Annotated in this window: 16 protein-coding genes; 4 read left to right on the top strand and 12 right to left on the bottom strand. The window is 43.8% G+C overall.

All coding sequences use genetic code 11. The annotated features are described in order from the left end of the window. Positions 1–91 precede the first annotated feature (91 nt). Complete coding sequence (locus tag ACFS6H_RS19090) at positions 92–3,700, top strand: family 43 glycosylhydrolase (protein WP_386102907.1); 3,609 nt, start codon at positions 92–94, stop codon at positions 3,698–3,700. Positions 3,701–3,822: 122 nt separating this feature from the next. Here the strand turns inward: ACFS6H_RS19090 and ACFS6H_RS19085 are convergent, their stop codons facing one another. Continuing rightward, positions 3,823–4,824 carry a cytochrome d ubiquinol oxidase subunit II gene (locus ACFS6H_RS19085; RefSeq protein ID WP_386102904.1) on the bottom strand — a complete coding sequence of 334 codons (1,002 nt, stop codon included), beginning with the start codon at positions 4,822–4,824 and terminating at the stop codon, positions 3,823–3,825. After that, positions 4,821–6,164 carry a cytochrome ubiquinol oxidase subunit I gene (locus ACFS6H_RS19080; RefSeq protein ID WP_386102901.1) on the bottom strand — a complete coding sequence of 448 codons (1,344 nt, stop codon included), beginning with the start codon at positions 6,162–6,164 and terminating at the stop codon, positions 4,821–4,823. Before ACFS6H_RS19080 ends, ACFS6H_RS19085 begins: the two co-directional genes overlap by 4 nt. A gap of 196 nt (positions 6,165–6,360) precedes the next feature. On the opposite strand from ACFS6H_RS19080, the gene ACFS6H_RS19075 reads away from it, so the two are divergent. Then, positions 6,361–6,957: a TrmH family RNA methyltransferase gene (locus tag ACFS6H_RS19075; protein ID WP_386102898.1), complete on the top strand. Its 597-nt coding sequence runs from the start codon at positions 6,361–6,363 to the stop codon at positions 6,955–6,957. Between the two features lie 124 nt (positions 6,958–7,081). Then, positions 7,082–7,567 (top strand): TlpA family protein disulfide reductase, encoded by a 486-nt coding sequence (locus tag ACFS6H_RS19070; RefSeq protein ID WP_386102895.1) that lies wholly within the window; start codon positions 7,082–7,084, stop codon positions 7,565–7,567. A 66-nt stretch (positions 7,568–7,633) separates the two neighbouring features. Here the strand turns inward: ACFS6H_RS19070 and ACFS6H_RS19065 are convergent, their stop codons facing one another. The 10 genes from ACFS6H_RS19065 to miaB form a co-directional block, all read right to left on the bottom strand. Continuing rightward, positions 7,634–7,828 (bottom strand): hypothetical protein, encoded by a 195-nt coding sequence (locus ACFS6H_RS19065; protein ID WP_386102892.1) that lies wholly within the window; start codon positions 7,826–7,828, stop codon positions 7,634–7,636. A 176-nt stretch (positions 7,829–8,004) separates the two neighbouring features. Continuing rightward, a complete protein-coding gene (locus ACFS6H_RS19060) occupies positions 8,005–9,090 on the bottom strand; it encodes a serine hydrolase domain-containing protein (protein WP_386102889.1) in 1,086 nt (361 codons plus the stop codon). Between the two features lie 172 nt (positions 9,091–9,262). Further along, complete coding sequence (locus ACFS6H_RS19055; protein WP_386102886.1) at positions 9,263–9,874, bottom strand: thioredoxin family protein; 612 nt, start codon at positions 9,872–9,874, stop codon at positions 9,263–9,265. Between the two features lie 183 nt (positions 9,875–10,057). Then, positions 10,058–11,050, bottom strand: coding sequence for a YihY/virulence factor BrkB family protein (locus tag ACFS6H_RS19050; RefSeq protein WP_386102883.1), 993 nt, complete (start codon positions 11,048–11,050; stop codon positions 10,058–10,060). A 21-nt stretch (positions 11,051–11,071) separates the two neighbouring features. Then, entirely contained in the window at positions 11,072–12,112 is a 1,041-nt protein-coding gene (mltG, locus tag ACFS6H_RS19045) for an endolytic transglycosylase MltG (protein WP_386102880.1), read from the bottom strand. Between the two features lie 101 nt (positions 12,113–12,213). Continuing rightward, positions 12,214–12,576, bottom strand: coding sequence for a preprotein translocase subunit SecG (gene secG, locus ACFS6H_RS19040; protein WP_386102877.1), 363 nt, complete (start codon positions 12,574–12,576; stop codon positions 12,214–12,216). 1 nt (position 12,577) lies between these two features. After that, a complete protein-coding gene (locus ACFS6H_RS19035) occupies positions 12,578–13,516 on the bottom strand; it encodes a hypothetical protein (protein ID WP_386102874.1) in 939 nt (312 codons plus the stop codon). Between the two features lie 158 nt (positions 13,517–13,674). After that, entirely contained in the window at positions 13,675–14,205 is a 531-nt protein-coding gene (gene lptE, locus ACFS6H_RS19030; RefSeq protein ID WP_386102871.1) for an LPS assembly lipoprotein LptE, read from the bottom strand. 197 nt (positions 14,206–14,402) lie between these two features. Continuing rightward, complete coding sequence (locus tag ACFS6H_RS19025; RefSeq protein ID WP_386102868.1) at positions 14,403–15,659, bottom strand: sigma-54 interaction domain-containing protein; 1,257 nt, start codon at positions 15,657–15,659, stop codon at positions 14,403–14,405. 103 nt (positions 15,660–15,762) lie between these two features. Continuing rightward, positions 15,763–17,193 (bottom strand): tRNA (N6-isopentenyl adenosine(37)-C2)-methylthiotransferase MiaB, encoded by a 1,431-nt coding sequence (gene miaB / locus ACFS6H_RS19020; RefSeq protein ID WP_386102865.1) that lies wholly within the window; start codon positions 17,191–17,193, stop codon positions 15,763–15,765. 212 nt (positions 17,194–17,405) lie between these two features. Between miaB and ACFS6H_RS19015 the strand changes: the two genes are divergently transcribed. Then, positions 17,406–19,820: a TonB-dependent receptor domain-containing protein gene (locus ACFS6H_RS19015; protein WP_386102862.1), complete on the top strand. Its 2,415-nt coding sequence runs from the start codon at positions 17,406–17,408 to the stop codon at positions 19,818–19,820. Positions 19,821–19,889 lie beyond the last annotated feature (69 nt).

Below are 19,889 nucleotides of genomic sequence, written 5' to 3'. Positions count from 1 at the left end.
AGGACATTGTTCTTTTATTACCTGATAAAAAACAGGTGGATATGGCCATTATCATTCTTTATTCATCCCGGTTTCTAAAAGCAGAATATTCATGCGTAGTGTAATACTTTTTTGTTGTGGCATATGCTCGTTAATAACAAGTGCACAAACTTTACCGGATCATCAGCAACCAGGCAAAGGCAATCCTGTTATACCCGGTTATTTTGCCGATCCTACGATCAAACAGATTGGTGATACCTACTACCTGTATGCTACTACGGATGGTAATGGCGGCGGACTGGGGCCTTCGCAGGTATGGACCTCCAAAGATTTTGTGAACTGGAAAATACAACCCATGAACTGGCCCAATACACACTGGTACTGGGCGCCTGATATGACCAAAGGTTATGATGGCCGTTACTATTTATATTACAGCCAGCCGGTAGAACTATATGGAGCGGTAGCCAATTCTCCGGTGGGGCCCTGGACACCATTATTGCCAGGAGGCAAGGCCATGGTGCCCAATTATATGATACCCGGTGTAATTACACTGGATGGACAAACATTCACCGATGATGACGGGAAGATATACATGTACTGGGGTACCTGGGGTATTTATCCCGACCATGGCTGTGCAGTGGGTTTGCTGAATAAAGACATGACCACTTTTGAAAAGACAGCACTTATTCCCAATACGGTTGCAAAGGATTTTTTTGAAGCACCCTATATGTTCAAGCGTAAAGGGGTTTATTATATGATGTATTCTTCGGGGCATTGCGAGGACCATACCTACCGCGTACAATATGTAAAAAGTACCAAAGGGCCGATGGGGCCGTTTGAATATCCCAAACATAATCCCATACTGGTAACCAATGATGATGGTACCATACATGGGCCCGGCCATCATAGTATTTTACAGAAAGGGGAGGATTATTATATCGTGTACCACCGGCATAATAACCCGCATTCAGGTGGTGGCTTTCACCGGCAGGTTGCTATTGATAAAATTGAATTTGATGCCAATGGCGACATAAAAAATATCGTACCTACGCATGAAGGTGCCGGATGGCTGGGTACCAATACCATTCCGCAAAAAGACATAGCTTTTGGTAAGCCCGTCATTGCTTCTTCTTATTACAATGATGATTTCAGGCCTTCCTTTGCCGTGGATAACAACAATGGTACTTTATGGCGTGCGGCTGATAACGGCAAAGCCGCATGGCTGCAGATTGATTTAGGAAATACTATGCCGGTTCAAACCATTCATACCCAGTTTGAATATCCTACTTACTATTACCAGTACAAAATTGAATATTCAGTTGATAGTATAAACTGGAGCTTATTTGCAGACAGATCTGCTAACCTGCAGTGGGGCAGTCCTTTTATTGATAAAGGAAAGGCTACCGCCAGGTATATACGCCTGCATATTAACCATACACAATTAGCCGGGCTTGCACCTGCTGTATGGAATATAAAAGTGTTCAGTGAAGCGAATGTGGGCGGTGAGGAAATATTATCGGAGCCACAAAAAGCAACAGCGCCGGTTATGCCACAAGGCCTGTTGGTAGATATTAATGCCAATGAGCCGGACAATGAGACAGCGGTTACCAAACTGGTGAATAAGGGGAAACTGCAGGGGGCATTTAATTTGCAGCAGGGTAAAGCCTATACAGGCATGATCGACGGGAAACAGGGTATATGGGTGAACGGTGCAACAACTTTTTTATCTGATTTTAAAGTGCCGGCTTCTTTATCCGGTAACAGCAGCTTTACGGTGGCCGCCTGGTTGTATAACCCTGATATCAGTCGCTATGAACCTTTTTTAAGCTGGTCGCAGGGCAACCAGGACCTGACAAGGGCCGTGTTTGGATATGGGGCTGACAAAGGCCAGGGAGCTATAGCACATGGCGCATGGCCTGATGTAGCGTATAAAAACCTCCCGGCTGCCGGGCAATGGCAACAGATCACTTATACATTTGATGGTTATTGGGAAAGAATATATGTAAATGGAAAAGAAGTGCAGGCCGCGCAAAAAATGTTATTTGTAAAAGCCGGAGAATATTTTTCATTAGGTGGCTTGGTACAGGCGGGCCAATTCTTCAGCGGCGCGCTGCACCGGCTGCAGGTATATGACCAATCACTAACGGCAGTTGAAGTACAAAATTTATTCCAGCAGCCAACTGCCAATAACATTGCAGTAGATTACCACACGGCATCCTTACCTTATGGCAATTTAACACAATGGAAAAACAATGGTTTTACAGCCGGTGAAATTATCTTAAAAGGTGATCACCAGGTAAAGGAGCATCATTCCAGGCTGGCATTGGTGAGTGCAGCCATACCTGAAATTATTAGCACTACAGCAGGCCGGCAATTACAAAACTATGATGCACTTACCATAGAAATGGAGCTTAGCCCTATCAGTAAAAAATCGGCCTGGTTAAAATTACTACCGAAGGATGCTGTACCGGGTAAATGGTACCATTTAACAGCGGTACAGGATAAAACACATACCCGTTTTTTTGTAAACGGAGAGTTTCAACTGGTAACAGGTGAAACCATTGCAGCAAAATTCAATGAACTATTCTCCAAAGAAAAATTAACGGAAGTTGCCGTCATAAATATTGGCCTGGGTACGCCGCAGCGCTATAGTTTCAATACCAAAAATAAAGCTACTGACAATACGGTGGCGATTACCCGGCTAACAGTGTATAATGAAACCTTATCCCCGGCAACTATAAAGCAGCATTACCAGAACCGGGTACAAACAACCAATGAGGCATTAACGCGTAGTAAGGCTGTTTTTGATGTGAAGCCTGTAAACGTGAATGGTAATACCGTTTTTATGCGTGCGGCAATGCCTGCTGTACCTGTTGAAGGACTTAGTTATTTATTTATGGAGCCCAACAGTAACTGGCAAAGTGGCTGGCAAAGCCAACCCTATGTTTTCTTTGAGCAGGAAGGGCATAGTGTTAACGCCTTTACGGTAATGACCAAAGACCGTTATGGCAATATCAGCCAGGCCTCTTTACCGGTGGCCGTTTCAGCTCATGGGTTAAAAATAAAACCAACCAGTTTTACAACAGCTCAGCCAGCAGATTGGTCGAAGTCGTTTACCAGCAATGATTTTTGGAGTGGTTTGATACATGCTCCTGCAGATAGTATTTTGTTAAAAGCTTACGCCGGTAATGACTCCGTGTTTTTAGGCTCTGCAGCCAGTAAATGGGACGGATCAGCACCTATCGGTCCGTTTATATACAAAGAGGTAAAAGGGGATTTTTTATTACAGGCAGAGATCGCTGACCTTAGTGGCTTACAAGATAAAAAAGCCAGTGCCAATGAAGTGGGCTTGATGGTACGTTCCTCAACAGGTAAGGGCAGGAGAACGGAACAGTTATTACAAAATACTGTTCTCACCGGCTGGAATATCGGGAATATCAGTACCGATCTGAAACAGGGACAACGTTTACAGGAGAATAGGGGTAATGGCTGGAGCTTTCACCGTTATTTACAAATACTGAAACAAGGCGATTATTTTTATATGCGCAGCAGCGCCGATGGAAAAACATGGTCTGATATGCCCGGCTCACCGTTTTTAAGAAAAGATATGGCAGCGCAGGAAAGCCTGCAGGTGGGCCTGTTCCAGGCCAGTAATAATAATTTAAATGGGTATGGCTATGGTGTGTTCAAAAATATACAACTCATACAACTGTCCCGGTAATATTCTTTAAAAGCGGGGCGTTGCATGATGTTGCCCGATGAACGGAACGATGAAAGGATTGCGACGCAACAGGTGATGCCATGAAAAACAGCAGATGGTATTAAAACTATCAGTTGTTCCCGTTAATCCTTTTTCTTGAACGAATACATTAAATAAAACAAGGCGGGTAATATAAATACACTGCCTATAAGTAAGGCCCAGCCCAGGCTGTCCATGGTTTTTTCGCTACCGGTATGCTCGGTCAACGATAAATACCCCCCGTCTTTAAACAACACAATATTGGGATAGTGCTGGTAAGTAACAGCTACCAGTATCATGACGATCTGGAAGGCTGCCAGCACCCGTAAACGGTTCGGTTTATTTTTATTAAAGGAGAAGAATAACCATACAAGCGACACGGAAGCCAGCAGGATGGCTACCTGGCCAATGGTTCCGCTGAATATCCATTGCATTAAAGGAATGCCTTCTATTACCGCAGTGATAAATACCAATACACCAGCCAGCACTACCGCAATGATGGTGTGTTTTGCCTTACGGGTAAGATAACTGATCTCCTGCTGTTCCCTGGTTTCGCCAATAACATAAATAGCAGCCAGGTAAGCACAGATAGTTACGGTGAAAACACCTACAGCTATACAAAAAGGATTGAGCCAGCTGAAAATATAAGTGGATACAAAATCAGTTCCGCTGCGGTCAATACTGCCGGCAACCGTGCTGCCTGCAATAATGCCGAGGAATAAAGGGGTGATCAGGCTGCTCCATAAAAATATCTTCGTGTACAATTTTTCCCAGTCGTCCTGTACGGCATCGTAATGACGGAAAGTAAAAGCCGTGCCACGGGCAATAATGCCCAGTAGCATTACCACTAAAGGTATATGCAGGCTTACCGATATGGAGGAGTATATTTCTGGAAAGCCCACAAATAGAATTACAATGGCAATGATCAGCCACATATGATTGGCTTCCCATATAGGCCCGATGGCATTGTACATGATACGTTTTACCTTACGTTCATTCTCCTTGCCGGAAAACAATTCAATAATACCGGCGCCAAAATCAGCCCCGCCCAGTAACAGGTACAAACAAATAGAAGCCCATAAAAAGCCGATTACTACCAGTGTCATGCTTTTTTCTTTTTAGGTTGATAAGAAGGGTCGGTTACATCGTACAGGCGTCCCACCATCTTCATCTGGCGGTGCAGTAAAAAAATCACAATGGCTGATAAGGAAACGAAGACGGCGGTAAAGATGTAAAACGAAACAGCGATGCCCGGCATTGGGGTTACGGCATCTTTGGTACGCATGATATTATAAATGATCCAGGGTTGCCGGCCTACTTCGGTCACGGTCCAGCCGGCTTCCAGCGCTATATAACCAAGCGGTATGGACCATACAAATAATTTGAGCAGCCAGGTTTTGGTTAACCAGCTTTTCTTTTTAATTAAAGCCAGCATATATAAGGCTGATACCAGGAACAGGATCATACCCAGGCCTATCATTACCTGGAAGGCGTAATGCGTGATAGTTACGGGTGGCCTGTCGGCTTCAGGTATATCATTCAGGCCGGTAACAGGCTTGCTGGCATCGCCATGTGCCAGGAAACTTAACAGTCCGGGGATTTTAATGCCATACTTAACGGTCTGGTTCTTTTCATCGGGTATGCCCCCGATAACAAAAGGTGCATAGGCTTCGGTGTGGTAATGCGCTTCCATGGCCGCTAATTTAGCCGGTTGTCTTTTGGCTACATCCTTGGCAGAAAAATCGCCGCTTAAAGGTTGCAGTAAGGCGGCAATGGTGGCGCATAGTGCAGCTATCTTAAAAGCTTTGGTGTGAAACTCAATATTTTTTTTACGTAATATCATTACCGAATGCACACCGGCTACGGCAAAACCTGTGGCGGTAAAGGCGGCAATGATCATATGAATGGACTGTGATAACCATGCATCATTGAACATGGCTTTAATGGGGTCGATATTGGAATAAACACCATCGGCATAATCAAAGCCGGCAGGACTGTTCATCCACGCATTGGCAGCTACTACCAGTATGCCCGATGCCAGGCCGCTGATGCCTACAATAAGGCCGGTGAGCCAGTGAAACCATTTATTGAACTTGTCCCAGCCATATAAAAAATAACCCAGGGCAATGGCTTCAATAAAAAATGCCGTTCCTTCTAACGAAAACGGCATTCCAAAAATAGGTCCGGCATGCTGCATGAAACGCGGCCATAAAAGCCCGAGCTCAAACGACAGCATGGTGCCCGAAACAGCGCCGGTAGCAAACAAAATAGCCACCCCCTTGCTCCAGGCCCTGGTAAGGCCCTTGTATAATTCATTGCCGGTTTTTAAATACTTATAGTGGGCTATGGCCATAAAAAAAGGCATTACCATGCCTACACAAGCAAAAATGATATGAAACCCTAAAGACATGGCCATCTGCGAGCGGGCTGCTAAAAAATCGTCCATGGTTGGTTGGTTAGAGGTTTATAACAGGTGTAACACTATCACCGTTATATAACAATGTTCATGCTGCAAAGTTTGCGAATTATTACCAATAAACAGGGTATTTATTAAAATATATATGGTGTTTTTCATGGGCCGGTTTCACTGGCTATTGCAGGGTGTATAAGGCATAATAAACAAGTTTAGTAACTTTGTATTTATGACGCCTGAAAGAACAGCTGCCTTGTCTAAAGCATTAGCCAAAAGGCAACAGGATATTACCATTGTTTTAGAAAATGTTTTTGATCCGCATAATATATCTGCCGTAATGCGCACCTGTGACGCCGTGGGCATACAGGAAATTTTTATCCTCAATTCTAAAATTCCCCGGCATAAAAAATGGGGCTTTAAAAGTTCATCCGGTGCCAAAAAGTGGTTAACGGTTCATGAATTTGAACAATTTGAATCCTGTATGGAGACGTTACGAAAACGGTATGACCGGATTTTAACAACCCACTTAAGCGATGATGCCGTAAATTTATACCAGGTAGATTTTACCCAAAGTATTGCATTGGTATTTGGTAACGAACATGGTGGTGTATCACAGGAGATGGTAGCAGCGGCCGATGGCAATTTTATTATTCCGCAGGTGGGTATTATTAAATCGCTGAACATTAGTGTGGCCTGTGCGGTTACCTTATATGAAGCGTACAGGCAAAAAACACTGGCGGGTCATTATGACCGCAATAATATACCGGAAGCCCAACAGCAGGCGTTAATGCAGCAATGGGCTTTGGCCAACCGGCAGGAGAAATAAGGTATAGCCGGCTACAGTGCCCTGATCGGGCTGTAGTTGCGACGCTCCGTTCAACAGTATATCGCTTTTCAACAAAACTGAAGGAATGATCTTTATCTTGTAAGGAAGCTGTAAATATAAAAGCATGAAATTATTATTATCTATAGCCATTATATTTTCCTGCATAGCTGGAAAGGCGCAGTCGCCGATCGCAAAAATAAAGATCACCGACCTGGAAAAAACAATAGCAGAAACTAAAACACCCCTGGTGATTAATTTCTGGGCTACCTTCTGTATTCCCTGTATTGAGGAACTGCCTTATTTCCTGGAAGCAGCCAATACATACAAGAAAGACAGTTTAACCCTCTTGCTTGTTTCACTTGACCTGGAAGATGAATATCCTGCAGGCATACAAAAATTCATAGGCAAACATAAGATACAGGTACCCGTTGCCTGGCTGGATGAAACCAACGCCGATTATTTCTTACCAAAAATTGATAAGAACTGGGAAGGGGCTATTCCCGCTACCTTATTCATCAATAATGCTACCGGTTATCGCAGCTTTCATGGTGACCAGCTATCCAGGGAAAAACTGATCAGTACTATTCAGCAAATGCTGCAAAAGAAATAACAGGCAATAGTTAACTACTATTACAGCTATTTTTAAGCTTATCCTAAGCTGACGACCGATAGTATATTATTGATCTATCTCGTCCATGGCTTTTCTGTACTGCTGCAGGAAATAAATAAAACACAAAATGGAACTAAAACAAACCAGGGAAAGAATAATAGCCAGGGTGCTGTTGGTTTTTAATGACCAGGCAAACCCATAACCATTAGCTATTAATGCAATAATTACCAGGCCGGTACTCAGGAATTTGTTGGTAAACATACGCGTAGTTTTTGGTGAATGTTTTGGTTTACGGTAACAGGCAGTAAGCCGTTTACAGTGTATGATGCAGGCCCTCCATAAATCCATAAAACGATTATCAACTTTTTTTTAAGTTGATATGCCCTTGAGCCGGTGGGAGTAAATAATATACCGGGGTTATCGTACCCGTCCGGAAATCAATAACCGATCACCTGTTTCAGGTGTCCCCATAATTCATTATCAAAACTGGAAACAGCCAGCTGTACATTGCCGGCGCTCTCACCCATACGAATAACAACTATGTTTTGTGAGGGGACAACGTATATTTTCTGATCGTTCTTACCCAGGGCGGCATACATATCCACCGGTGCATTGGGAAATAACATACCGGGAAATTTAGCCTGCAGGGAGGGGAGCATATAGCTGGACTTACCATTAAGCCAGGTGAGATAACCATAGGAAGGATTTAAGTTTTGTGAACTGTTGATCTGGGCTTCCAGGTAAGCGGCATCGGATAGTATGGCGGCCTGATCCCATTTGCCTTTGGCCAGTAACAGTAAGCCATAGCGGGCCATGCTTCGTGGTGTACTCCAGTACACATTATTATAACCATCTTTTATCCATAAACCGTTCATGCCTGTCCTGTCACGGATCTTTTGCTGGAAATACTGGTTAAAACTTTGGCCTGTGGCATTCTCAATCACTTTATCCAAAAGGGTATAGGGTGCATTATGGTAACTCCACCTGCTGCCCGCATCCGCTTTGTACACCAGGCACTCGGGGCTGGTGCAATAATTATCCGTTACCCCATCATCCAGGCCCGTGGTCATGGTTAACTGGTGGCGTATGGTAATAAGGTCTTCTTTGGCCGGTGAGGCATGGGTCCATCCGGTGCCCAGGTATTTGGATGTTTTATCACCAATACTTAATTTGCCTTCAGCCTGGGCAATGCCCACCAGCATGGCTGTAACCGTTTTGCCCGCCGAAGCCCAATACCAGTTACTGCCGGCACTAAAAGTGTCATAATATTTTTCCAGGACTATTTTCCCGTCTTTTAATACAATAAAAGCTTTTGTATGTTTTTGCTCCAGGTAATCGTATAAGGTATTGATGGCGGCCTGGTTCCACTGCAAAGAAGCGGGGGTGGTAGTTTCCCAGGTATCTCCTGTGAGGGGTGGAAAATAAAGAGCTGCGGAAGCTGGGGTATCCGTTCCGGGTTTATTCTTTTGACAGGAGATAAGCATAACGGACACCAGCAGGATTACAAATACACTTGGTTTCATGCAGCAGGATTTTAAATTGGACGAGCAAAGCTCCGGTAAGTTTAAACCGCTAACGTTTCTTTTACCGGATATATTGCAGCGGCCGGTAACTACCCAAAAAATTAAGGTGTAAGATAAGATCCTTACTGACCTTAAACCTTACACCTTAAGCCATTAAACCTTTAACGGGCAATTATTTTACTCTCTTAATACCGCAACCAACCGATTTGGAGGTTTTAACAGATACTTCTTTACCGGCAACAGCCTCGTCAATAGCTACCTGTAAATGCTTCCGCGAAACATCCTTCGGACTGGAGGGGCTGTCGTCAAAAGCACCATGGTACACCAGTTTGCTGTCTTTATTAAACAGGAAGATCTCCGGTGTTTTGGTAGCACCAAAAGCATCGGCTAATGTTGAGTTTTTATCTACTGCATAATTCCATTTATACCCCTGGTCGGCAGCATATTTTTTCATGGCATCGTAGGAGTCCGCATCATTTCTTTGTGCTTCATTGGAGTTAACGATCACTACACCGATATTGTTTTTTTCCGCATAGGCACACATTTCATTGTTACGTTCCTGGTTTTTTATCACATACGGACAGGTATTACAACTGAAAATAACCAGTAAGCCATTTTTCTTCTTGCTGCCGGCAAGGGTTACTTCCTTACCCGATACATCGGTTAATTTGGTATTGGCTTCCGGTAAACTGGAGCCAATGGCCAGGGGTTCAATAGTGTAATGGGTAAATGCCATAGCACTAAAGGCTGCAATGGCCAAAAGAGGGACAAATAGTTTTTTCATGATCAAAGTTTTTACCGGTTTAAGAATATCCTGTTTGACGTCATTGCCAGCCGGAACATGTTCAGAAGAAAGGGATTTATATGTCCGCAACTTTCCGGCAACAATGGCTGTAACAGGTATTTATTTGATTATGAGAACAAGCTAAACCATGTTATGGTCAGGCTTTACATAAAATTAATACAATTATGCGGGTATTTCCTTACCGCTGGCGGTGGCGGCAGCCCGTTCGTCCGCAATTTTTTTAAGGGCATTAATGCTTACATTCAGCTCAAAACCTATCATTAATACCAGCGAGTTAAAGAAGATCAGCAACATAATGATCAAAATAGCACTGATAGAACCGTATAACTCATTGTAATTGCTGAAATTGGTTACCCACCACGAAAAGGCCAGGGTAAACAGGATCATTAAAAAAGCAGCAAGAATTGAGCCCGGATTAATAAAACGCCATTTTTTATGCACCGCAGGGGCATTGCGGTAGATATAAGAGATGCTGGTGAAGAATAAAATAATGATCAGCACCCAGCGTACCATGTTCAGTACACTACGCACATTGGCATTTTGTATCCCCAGCCATTTTAATACGGTACCCTGCAGTACCAGCAATACAATACATAGAATAATAAAGAAAAACAACACCAGGGTTATTTTTAAAGCATCCCTTCTTTTCTGCAGGCCCTTTCTTTTTCTAAACCCAACATAATTTTTATCAAAGGAGCGCATAATGCCGATCATGGCATTGGAGGAGAAGAATAAGGATAATAAAAAACCAATGGACAATAAGCCGCTGCGGGGTTTGTTAATAAAGTCTTTTAAAAAAGAGATGATGGCCCCGTTATTCTCATCACCGGGTATAATGCTGCGTATAAGGTTATATAATTCAAACTCAAACTGCCGGTTAATGGGGAAGAAGGGTACGAGGGTAAATAAAAAGATCAGGGAAGGAGGAATGGCCATTACAAAATTGAAAGAGACAGCCGCGGCCCGTTCACTCATACCCACCGTTTTTACCTGTTTGAAAAAGAATTCTATTACATCAAACAAGGGAATGCCCTGGAAGCCCGGTGGTTTCCATTTTTTACTGCCACGTATAACAAACTTCACCGGTGGCGAGGTGAGCAGCCACCGTTTAAAAAAAAGAAAGAAGTTTGCTATTTGTGTAAAAAATGATTTCAATGTAAATGACTGCTGTTTAAATTATTGGGCGGCGGTTGAATCTGCTGCAGCCTGTTTGGCTTTAGTCCTGCGGGTTAATTCATCCTGGAAAAGTTTGGCATATTTTAAATGATCGGTATAGTTGGTGGTAAATATATGCGAGCCTTTAAAGTCGCTGTTGGCCACGAAGTAAATATATTCCGTTTCGGGAGCATTTAATACGGCGTCAATACTCTCCAGCGAAGGGGTACAGATAGGCCCCGGTGGTAAACCCTTGTTCTGATAAGTATTGTAAGGTGAAACGGCTTTTAAATGGCCGTGTAAGATCCTGCGTAAACCAAAGTCTTTTAAAGCAAACTTTACCGTAGGATCGGCCTGTAATAACATGTTTTTACGGTAGCGGTTAATATATACGCTGGCAATATTGGGTTTCTCCGCATTGTCGCGGGTTTCTTCTTCCACTATAGATGCCAGGGTAACGATCTGTAAGGGTGTAAAACCTTTTGCACTGGCCTTGGCTTTACGGTCATCGTTCCAGTAGGTTTCATACGCTTTATAAAACTGGTCAAAAATAGTACGGGGTCCTGCGGTCCAGTTAATATCGTAAGTATAGGGCATTACCATGGCCATATAGGTATTACTATCCAGGCCATAGGGCTGTAAGGAGTCGGCAACAAAATGTATAACGGCCAGGGAATCGATCTCAAAATGTTTATTGATACGACTGGCCAGGTTTTCTGTTGTTCTTAGTTTGGTGATCACAAAACTAACGGGGGTCTGGCGGCCGTTCTTTAATAAGCGTACAAGGTTCACTATACTGGTGCCGGAAGGTATTTTATAACGGCCCGGTTTTACCTGTTCATAGCCGGCCATATTGCTTACGGTACTGAACAGGCCGGTACCGTTCAATACCTGTTGCGCAACCAGTTCTTTTTTAACATCGGCCAGGGTGGAGCCCGATTTTACATAGAAAAAGCCATCGGCAGTTGCTTTAGTGGCCGGTCCGAAAAATAAAAAGCCGGTAACTGCCGCTACAACCAATAAAGCCAGCCCGATAATAATGATCACTCTTTTTATGCGCATAGTATAATTTAAAATGTTAGCGTATAACAAAATAAATAAAAAACCCTGTCTATCGACAGGGCTTTTTAAAATATTCTCAACTATTTAATAGTTTATCTTATTTATTTACTGTTGGGGCTATCAGGCGTAGTCGTCAAAGGAACGCTGTTAGCAGGGTTTGGTGTAGCAGGCGTTTGAGCCGGGGCTGTTGGTGCACCACCTACATCATTTAAACGGTTGCTTCCTTTTGTTCCGCTGGAAGTATTGATGAATAAAGAGGCAGTCAAACATAAAACGCCAATTACGCCTGCAAAGATCCAGGTACCTTTTTCCAGTACATCGGTAGTTTGTTTAACACCCATGAACTGGTTGCTGAAGCCGCCGATATTGCTGGCTAAACCACCACCTTTAGGGTTTTGTACTAATACAATCAGGCTCAGCACGATCGAGGCAATAATCACTAAAATTAAAAACAGGGTGGTCATATTAATTACTTTTCTTTAAATTTTCTATTCGGCTGGCAAAGTAAGTACTTTTAGCGGGATCAAGCAAACTTAATTTCTGGTATACTTCTATGGCTTTTGCGGTATCGCCTTGTTTGATCCATACTTCGGCCATGGTTTCTGTAATCACCTTATCATCTTTCAGGGAAAGGCCTGCCATTTCCGCTACTTTTTGATCGGCTTTGGCATCATTTGCTTTATCTGGCTGATTATCAGGAGACTTTTTGATTATTTTTAACCAGTCTGTAAAACTTTTCAGCTGCAGGTCAAATTTGTTCAGGGGTTTATCCTGCTCTTTAAATTTAATACCCAGGGAGGCAAAATAGTCCACGGTATGCAGGTGAACCGGGGTAAGGTTCAGTTCCGCCGTTTTGGGATCAATAGCTTCAATTTTCAGGCCCGGTATCACTATTTCATGGCCGTCATCCACTATTTCGTCATCGGGTAGGGGCTCTTCCTCTTCTCCCGGAAATGCCGGGTCGGGTAGAGTTATTGCGGGGCTGCCTGTAGTAACCGGTGCAGGAACTTCTGTCTGTGGGGTTTCGGCACTTATTGCTTCAGGAGCAGTTGCTTCCGTAAGGGGTTCGGTTTCGGTTTCCGGCCCGGGCACTTCTGTTACCGGTTCAGCGGTAATAACAGCAGCAGGGCTACCGGCAACCACCGGTTGTGTAATGTTTGCTTCACCGCCACCATTCAGTAAATAATCCAGCTGTATGGCATTGGGAAAATGCAGCAGTGTTCTGTTATAAACCGTAGTATCTTTTAATCCCGTATGGTTATCCTTTGCAGCCAGTAAAAAGTGCAAGGGGGAAAAGTAGGGGTATTGTGCTGCCAGTGACTGCAGTTGTTCCTGCGACAACTCATCCAATGTATGAACATTTGAAAACAACAGGTCCGTTACTTTATTGGCAATTACAGTCATTGGCGCAAGTTAAGTGTTTACTGTTTGTTAGCGATATCTTGTTTAATTTTTTGTACCGGAGGCTGTCTATTGCGTATTCTGGTTGCTTATCTCCATAGTACCGGGGTTGGCTTTTATCTTCCTGCATTGACTAATTGTCAAATTCTCTAATTGTCCTCCTACCAGTTTGAGAAGATACGGTTAAACATATCGTCGGTCAGGTCCTTGGTCATTTCTTCCGCACGGTTTTGTTCCACCTGCTGGATGGTTTGGGTGGCAGGGAAATCGTAGGTACGGGTTACGGTATAATCCTTACTCTGCTGTTTGGTATTATCGTACACGGTGATCTTTATGCCAATGGTCAACCGGCTTTGTGAGGCCTGTACGGTGCGTCCGCCGGTGCCGGCGCCTACACCCGCCGTGCTAAAGCTATAATCGGTAATCTCGGCCGAAAACTCCCAGTCCGCTTCGCCGCTGGTGACCAACCGGAGTTTTGTCTGCGAGATCATTTTCTGCCTTAACCTGTCGGTTAACCGCGGGCTTAATTGTGTGTTGACATAACCGGCCCTGTTCTCAATAGGGGCAATACTGATGCTTTTTACCTCGGGGGGTATACTTACATCCACAAACTTATATGCTTTACAACCCCACAAACCTACCATCAGGGTAAGGCTGAAGAGTAATAGTTTGTATGTTTTTTTTATGGTCACTTTTTTTAAATTAAAAAGTAAAAATTAAAAAGTAAAAAACTTCAGCCGTTCATTGCTCACCTGTTCATAGTATACATTCCAAATGCTGAATATGGTTACTGCAGCACAAGTGTGCGACGCAACAGGCGATGATAGCAGTACGGTTGCCGGCGCAACAAATACAGCAAACCCCAATCCTAAATCAAAAATCTGTATTCCTAATCCTCTATATCATACTCCTTCAGCTTCCGATACAAGGTCCTTTCACTGATGCCCAGGTCCAGTGCCGCATCCTTACGTTTGCTTTTATGTTTCTTGAGGGCTTTGATGATCAGCTCTTTCTCCTTGTCCACAATATTCAGGCTTTCCTCAACTTCCTCGTGTTCATAAATATCATTGTTATCCACGAACATGGGCTTGTTCGAAGGCTGCAGTACCGGCTGTACATTCATCTGCTGCGGCAATACCGATAAGTTGTCCTGGCTTTTCAGCTCCTTCAATTCGTTGATAAACCCGGGGTTTTGCGATACCACCGCAGGGTTTTGTAACACGTCCAGGAACATCCGTTTCAGTTCGGTCACATCCTTCTTCATGTCAAAGAAAAGTTTGTACAATATCTCTCTTTCGTTTGAAAAATCCTGTGAGCCGCCACTGCCGCTTGCCGGTTGCGCCAGCATGGGTAAACGGTTGCTGGAATAAGGCTGCAGGTAATGGTTCAGTTCTTTGGCTGTTATTAATTTATCCTTTGATAAAACCGAGATCTGCTCTGCAATATTCTTCAATTCACGCACATTACCGGGCCATGGATAGTTAATTAACACGTTTTTAGCGTCGTCATCCAGTTGTACAGAGGCGGTTTTATATTTATCAGCAAAGTCGGCGGTAAACTTGCGGAATAGTAAATGAATATCCTCGGGGCGGTCGTGCAGGGCCGGCACCCGGATAGGCACCGTGCTTAAACGGTAGTAAAGGTCTTCCCGGAATTTACCTTTCTCTACCAGTTGCAACAGGTCTTTATTGGTGGCAGCAATAACCCTTACATCGGTCTTCTGTACTTTGGAGGAACCTACACGGATATACTCGCCGGCTTCCAGCACCCTTAATAAACGGGCCTGGGTGCCGAGTGGCATTTCACCGATCTCATCTAAGAAAATAGTGCCACCGTTTACGGTTTCAAAATAACCTTTGCGGGAATCCGATGCACCGGTAAAAGCACCTTTTTCGTGACCGAATAACTCGGAATCAATAGTGCCTTCAGGAATGGCGCCGCAGTTAACGGCAATGAAGGAATTATGTTTACGGGCGGATAAAGCATGAATGATCAGGGAAAAAGATTCCTTACCCACACCGCTTTCACCGTTTATAAGAACGGTCAGATCGGTAGGCGCTACCTGTGCCGCAACCTGCAGTGCATAGTTGAGCGAAGGCGCATTGCCTATGATGCCAAACCTGTTTTTTATACTTTGAATGTCCATATTATTTTTAATTAGCTGATGTGCTAATATGCTGATGTGCTAATTGCCTGACGGTCATTTATCGTTTATCATTGGCTAATTAGCCTATTAGCAAATTGGCATATTAGTCCACGATTTCTCCAAACAGCGTACCCTGGGTACAATCCGTTGCCCTTACATTTACATAGGAGCCGGGAGCCAGGTCGTAATTGCCTTTGGGAAACACGAATACCTTGTATTGCGAACTGCGGCCCATCCATTGCTGATCGCTTTTTTTACTTTCGCTTTCAATCAATACCTGGAACACTTTGCCAATATCTCTTTTATTACTTTCCAGTGATAAACGGTTCTGGGTCTCTATTACTTCGGCCAGCCTTCTCTTTTTCACCTCTTCGGGTACATCATCAGCATAACGGCGCTGGGCCAGTGTGCCGGGACGCTCGGAGTAAAAGAACATATAAGAGTAATCGTACTGCGCATATTTCATAATGCTGATGGTATCCTGGTGGTCCTGCTCATCTTCCGTACAGAAGCCGGTAATGATATCGGCACTGATGCTGCAATCGGGCATGATCTGTTTGATCCTGTCCACCTTGGCCATATACCATTCGCGGGTATAGGTACGGTTCATCATTTGTAAAATACGGGTACTGCCGCTTTGTACCGGCAGGTGAATGTATTTACAGATATTATCGTATTTAGCCATGGTGTGCAATACCTCATCCGTTATATCCTTGGGGTGAGAAGTGGAAAAACGTATACGCAGCAGGGGCGATATCTGTGCGATAGATTCCAGCAACATGGCAAAAGTTACAGCGGTTGACTGTTCATTACCATTAGCTGAAGTATAATAATAACTGTCTACGTTCTGGCCTAACAGGGTTACTTCCCGGTAGCCTTGTTCAAACAGGTCTTTACATTCGTTGATAATACTGGCGGCTTCACGGCTGCGTTCGCGGCCACGGGTAAAAGGCACCACACAGAAGGAGCACATATTGTTACAGCCACGCATGATGCTGACAAAAGCACTGATGCCATTGCTGTTCAGCCTGACGGGGGAAATATCAGCATAGGTTTCTTCCCGGCTTAATAAAACGTTGATGGCTTTCTGACCGGTTTCGGCTTCTTCCACCAGGCCGGGCAGGGTACGGTAAGCATCGGGGCCTACTACTATATCCACCAGTTTTTCTTCCTCTAAAAATTTAGATTTTAACCTTTCGGCCATACAGCCCAGTACACCTACCAGGGTGCCGGGGCGGGCACGTTTCAGTTTTTTAAACTCCGTGAGTCTTTTTCTTACTGTCAATTCGGCTTTTTCGCGGATGGAGCAGGTGTTCAGGAAGATCAGGTCGGCCTCCTCCACATTACGGGTAGCACCAAAGCCTTCTTTATTTAAAATGGAAGCCACCACTTCACTATCTGCGAAGTTCATGGCACAACCATAACTCTCAATGTAAAAACGCTTTTTATATGAGTTGGGATCTAATTCAAAGGGCGCATATGCTTCCCCCTGCCTGTTCTCATCATGTACCTTGTTTGTAGCTAAATCCAACATCTTGTCAAAAAAATTAAATAAGACGGCAAAGATAAATAAAAGAACTGAGTTTTGCTGACAGTATGACAGGTGGTTTCAACTTTATTTTTATTAGTCCCCAACTGACCTGCACTTAAAAAAAAGGTCGTCGGCACTTATTTTAAATTTTATGACCGGTGGATGGCGTTTCAGTTAAATTTTTAATTTTGATGATGTTCAAGCCGCTGATAATCATGTTTTTTGTCCTGATTACCACCAATATAGGGGCTCAAAATACTAACCGGGATAAGGTACTCGGCCTGGTAATAGGAAATATTATTGACAGTACCACCGGCAAAGCAGTGGAAGGTGCTAATGTACAAATGCGCTCCCTGGGTGCAACAAAGGCCATTTTATCTACCGTGGCCGGTAAGGGTGGCGCTTTTGAGATCAATAAAATTCCCTTTGGTTATTATTCCATCAGTTTTTCTTTCAGTGGTTACGGAACTATTTTGTTTGACAGTGTTCATATCCGGGAGGATCGTTTTGATTTTAACCTGGGTGATATTAAAATGTATCCTTCGCTGAGTGAAATGGCCGAAGTGGTGATCTATAATGAAAAGCCTTTGATCGAATCCAAAGACGGCGCTATTATTTACAATGTAGGCGAGTCGGCTTTAAGCAGCGGCTCCAGTACTTCCGAACTATTAAAGAACATGCCTCTTGTATCTACCGATGCGGATGGTAAGATATTACTGAAAGGAAAGGAACCTAAGATACTGATAGATGAAAAACCTACGGAACTAACATCACAACAACTGGCCGATCTGCTGGAATCCATGCCCGGTCACCTGATTGAAAAGATAGAACTCATGACCAACCCGCCTGCCGAGTATGCCAATGAAGAGGGCGGGGTGATCAATATTGTTACCAAGAAAGGAAGGGTTGGACTGACGGGCCGTATTAACCTGGTTGCTGGTACCCGGGGTGAAGCCTCCTTAACCGGTAATGTATCCTACCGCACCCAAAAACTGGTCATGAATATAACGGCCGGTACCGGTGCCGGGCGGGTTGTAGGTGACGGTCACTCTACCCGGCAGAATTTTTATGCAGACTCTTCCAATGCTTTATTAACGGCCAATGAATATAATAACAAGAACCTGCGTCCTAACCTGCGGGTGAATATGGATTATGAGTTCAATAAAAGGAATATCCTGAGTTTTACCGGTTTGTTAAATGCTAATCTCTACGATAACCTGGGTGAAACTTCCTACAAAAACATCAACCGTTTTGATGAGTTATACCGTTACAGTACCCGCAGTAATGCTACTGATGGGGGTACGGTCACCGAATCGGCCTCTGTAAGTTATACCCATAAGGGCAGGGATAGCCGGGAGTTGTTACGCATCATCTCTGCGCTTAATTTTGGCCAGTATGATAATACCCGTACATTTTTCCAGCAGTTTTTACAGCCAAATGGTGCACCAACGGGAACGGACAGTACGCAATACCAGAAAACGGATAACCGTAATACCTCCTGGGATATACGGCTTACCTATAACAAACCTTTAAACAAAGCCATTATACTGAATACAGGCGCCACTACTTTAAACAGTTATTTCCACAATACACTTACTACTACGGTACTGCAAAAATCAACCGGGGAACTGATCAACAGGCCGGATATGAGTAATGATTTTAAATTTAACCAGTCCGTACATAGCTTAAGGGCCGGCGTAACCGTTAGCCTGCCGCAACGCTGGCGTATTGTCGCCGGTATGCAGGCCGATTATACCGGCATACAGTTCAATTTTATCGATCATATCAATAACAGCAGCAATCACTACTGGAGTTATTTGCCTAATATACTGGTACGCAAAGAATGGAAAGCTCAGGGATTGAATTCCTCGGTGAGTTACCGTAAAACGGTACGCCGGCCGGGTATTAACCAGTTAAACCCGAGTATTGATTATAGTGATCCGTATAATCTGCGGTTTGGTAATATAGAACTACTGCCACAGCTAGCTGATAATTTTGACTGGACATTCGGCCTGTATAAGGGCAAGTATTATGTAAACTTTTCTGCGGGTTATAACTATGTAAAAGATATTATCCAGTCCATCCGGACATTGATACCCGGCGATAAAACACAGATCACCTATAATAATATCACGGATAGAGAAGAGTATGAAGCTACCATTTTTGGTGGTTATACTTTCTCCCGCAAGCTGCGTATGAATGCCAGTATGGGTTATACCTATAACCAGTATAGTAAGTATGACCGGGAAGTGAACCGTTACCGTAACGGCAGTACCTATTATGCCAGTGTGAACTATAATTACATGTTAAGCGACCGTATTACTTTTGAAGGGAATGTGCGGTATAATTCCATTGCCGATGCGCAGGGCCGTTCCCGCAGCAGTATCAAACAAAATATTGGTGTACAGTCAAAATGGATGAACAAGCAACTGACGGTGGGTTTATTACTGATAGATATATTCTCGCAGCAGCAGTTTAACCGTACAACATACGGGGCTAACTATACTTTACACAGTGTAACGGCTTCGCAAACCCGTAATATCCGTTTATCCGTGGCCTATAATTTATTGAAGAATAAGAAAAAAGTATCTGCACAGCAGCAGAAGGCGATATTAAAGACTTTGCAGTAGAGGAGTAAGTATCACGGATTAACACAGAGGTTTTCACGGAATGGACACAGTGGTGTAATATCTTATTAC

This window comes from Terrimonas rubra (assembly GCF_042686025.1).
Classification (GTDB): domain Bacteria; phylum Bacteroidota; class Bacteroidia; order Chitinophagales; family Chitinophagaceae; genus Terrimonas; species Terrimonas rubra.
Note: the sequence above shows the minus strand (reverse complement) of the source record. Positions and strands in the feature narration are given on the sequence as shown.

Excerpts from the sequence above, each read along its gene's own strand:
- ACFS6H_RS19090 (WP_386102907.1), top strand. The coding sequence starts at position 92 with ATGCGTAGTGTAATACTTTTTTGTTGTGGCATATGCTCGTTAATAACA.
- ACFS6H_RS19085 (WP_386102904.1), bottom strand. The coding sequence starts at position 4,824 with ATGACACTGGTAGTAATCGGCTTTTTATGGGCTTCTATTTGTTTGTAC.
- ACFS6H_RS19080 (WP_386102901.1), bottom strand. The coding sequence starts at position 6,164 with ATGGACGATTTTTTAGCAGCCCGCTCGCAGATGGCCATGTCTTTAGGG.
- ACFS6H_RS19075 (WP_386102898.1), top strand. The coding sequence starts at position 6,361 with ATGACGCCTGAAAGAACAGCTGCCTTGTCTAAAGCATTAGCCAAAAGG.
- ACFS6H_RS19070 (WP_386102895.1), top strand. The coding sequence starts at position 7,082 with ATGAAATTATTATTATCTATAGCCATTATATTTTCCTGCATAGCTGGA.
- ACFS6H_RS19065 (WP_386102892.1), bottom strand. The coding sequence starts at position 7,828 with ATGTTTACCAACAAATTCCTGAGTACCGGCCTGGTAATTATTGCATTA.
- ACFS6H_RS19060 (WP_386102889.1), bottom strand. The coding sequence starts at position 9,090 with ATGAAACCAAGTGTATTTGTAATCCTGCTGGTGTCCGTTATGCTTATC.
- ACFS6H_RS19055 (WP_386102886.1), bottom strand. The coding sequence starts at position 9,874 with ATGAAAAAACTATTTGTCCCTCTTTTGGCCATTGCAGCCTTTAGTGCT.
- mltG (WP_386102880.1), bottom strand. The coding sequence starts at position 12,112 with ATGCGCATAAAAAGAGTGATCATTATTATCGGGCTGGCTTTATTGGTT.
- secG (WP_386102877.1), bottom strand. The coding sequence starts at position 12,576 with ATGACCACCCTGTTTTTAATTTTAGTGATTATTGCCTCGATCGTGCTG.
- ACFS6H_RS19035 (WP_386102874.1), bottom strand. The coding sequence starts at position 13,516 with ATGACTGTAATTGCCAATAAAGTAACGGACCTGTTGTTTTCAAATGTT.
- ACFS6H_RS19025 (WP_386102868.1), bottom strand. The coding sequence starts at position 15,659 with ATGGACATTCAAAGTATAAAAAACAGGTTTGGCATCATAGGCAATGCG.
- miaB (WP_386102865.1), bottom strand. The coding sequence starts at position 17,193 with ATGTTGGATTTAGCTACAAACAAGGTACATGATGAGAACAGGCAGGGG.
- ACFS6H_RS19015 (WP_386102862.1), top strand. The coding sequence starts at position 17,406 with ATGTTTTTTGTCCTGATTACCACCAATATAGGGGCTCAAAATACTAAC.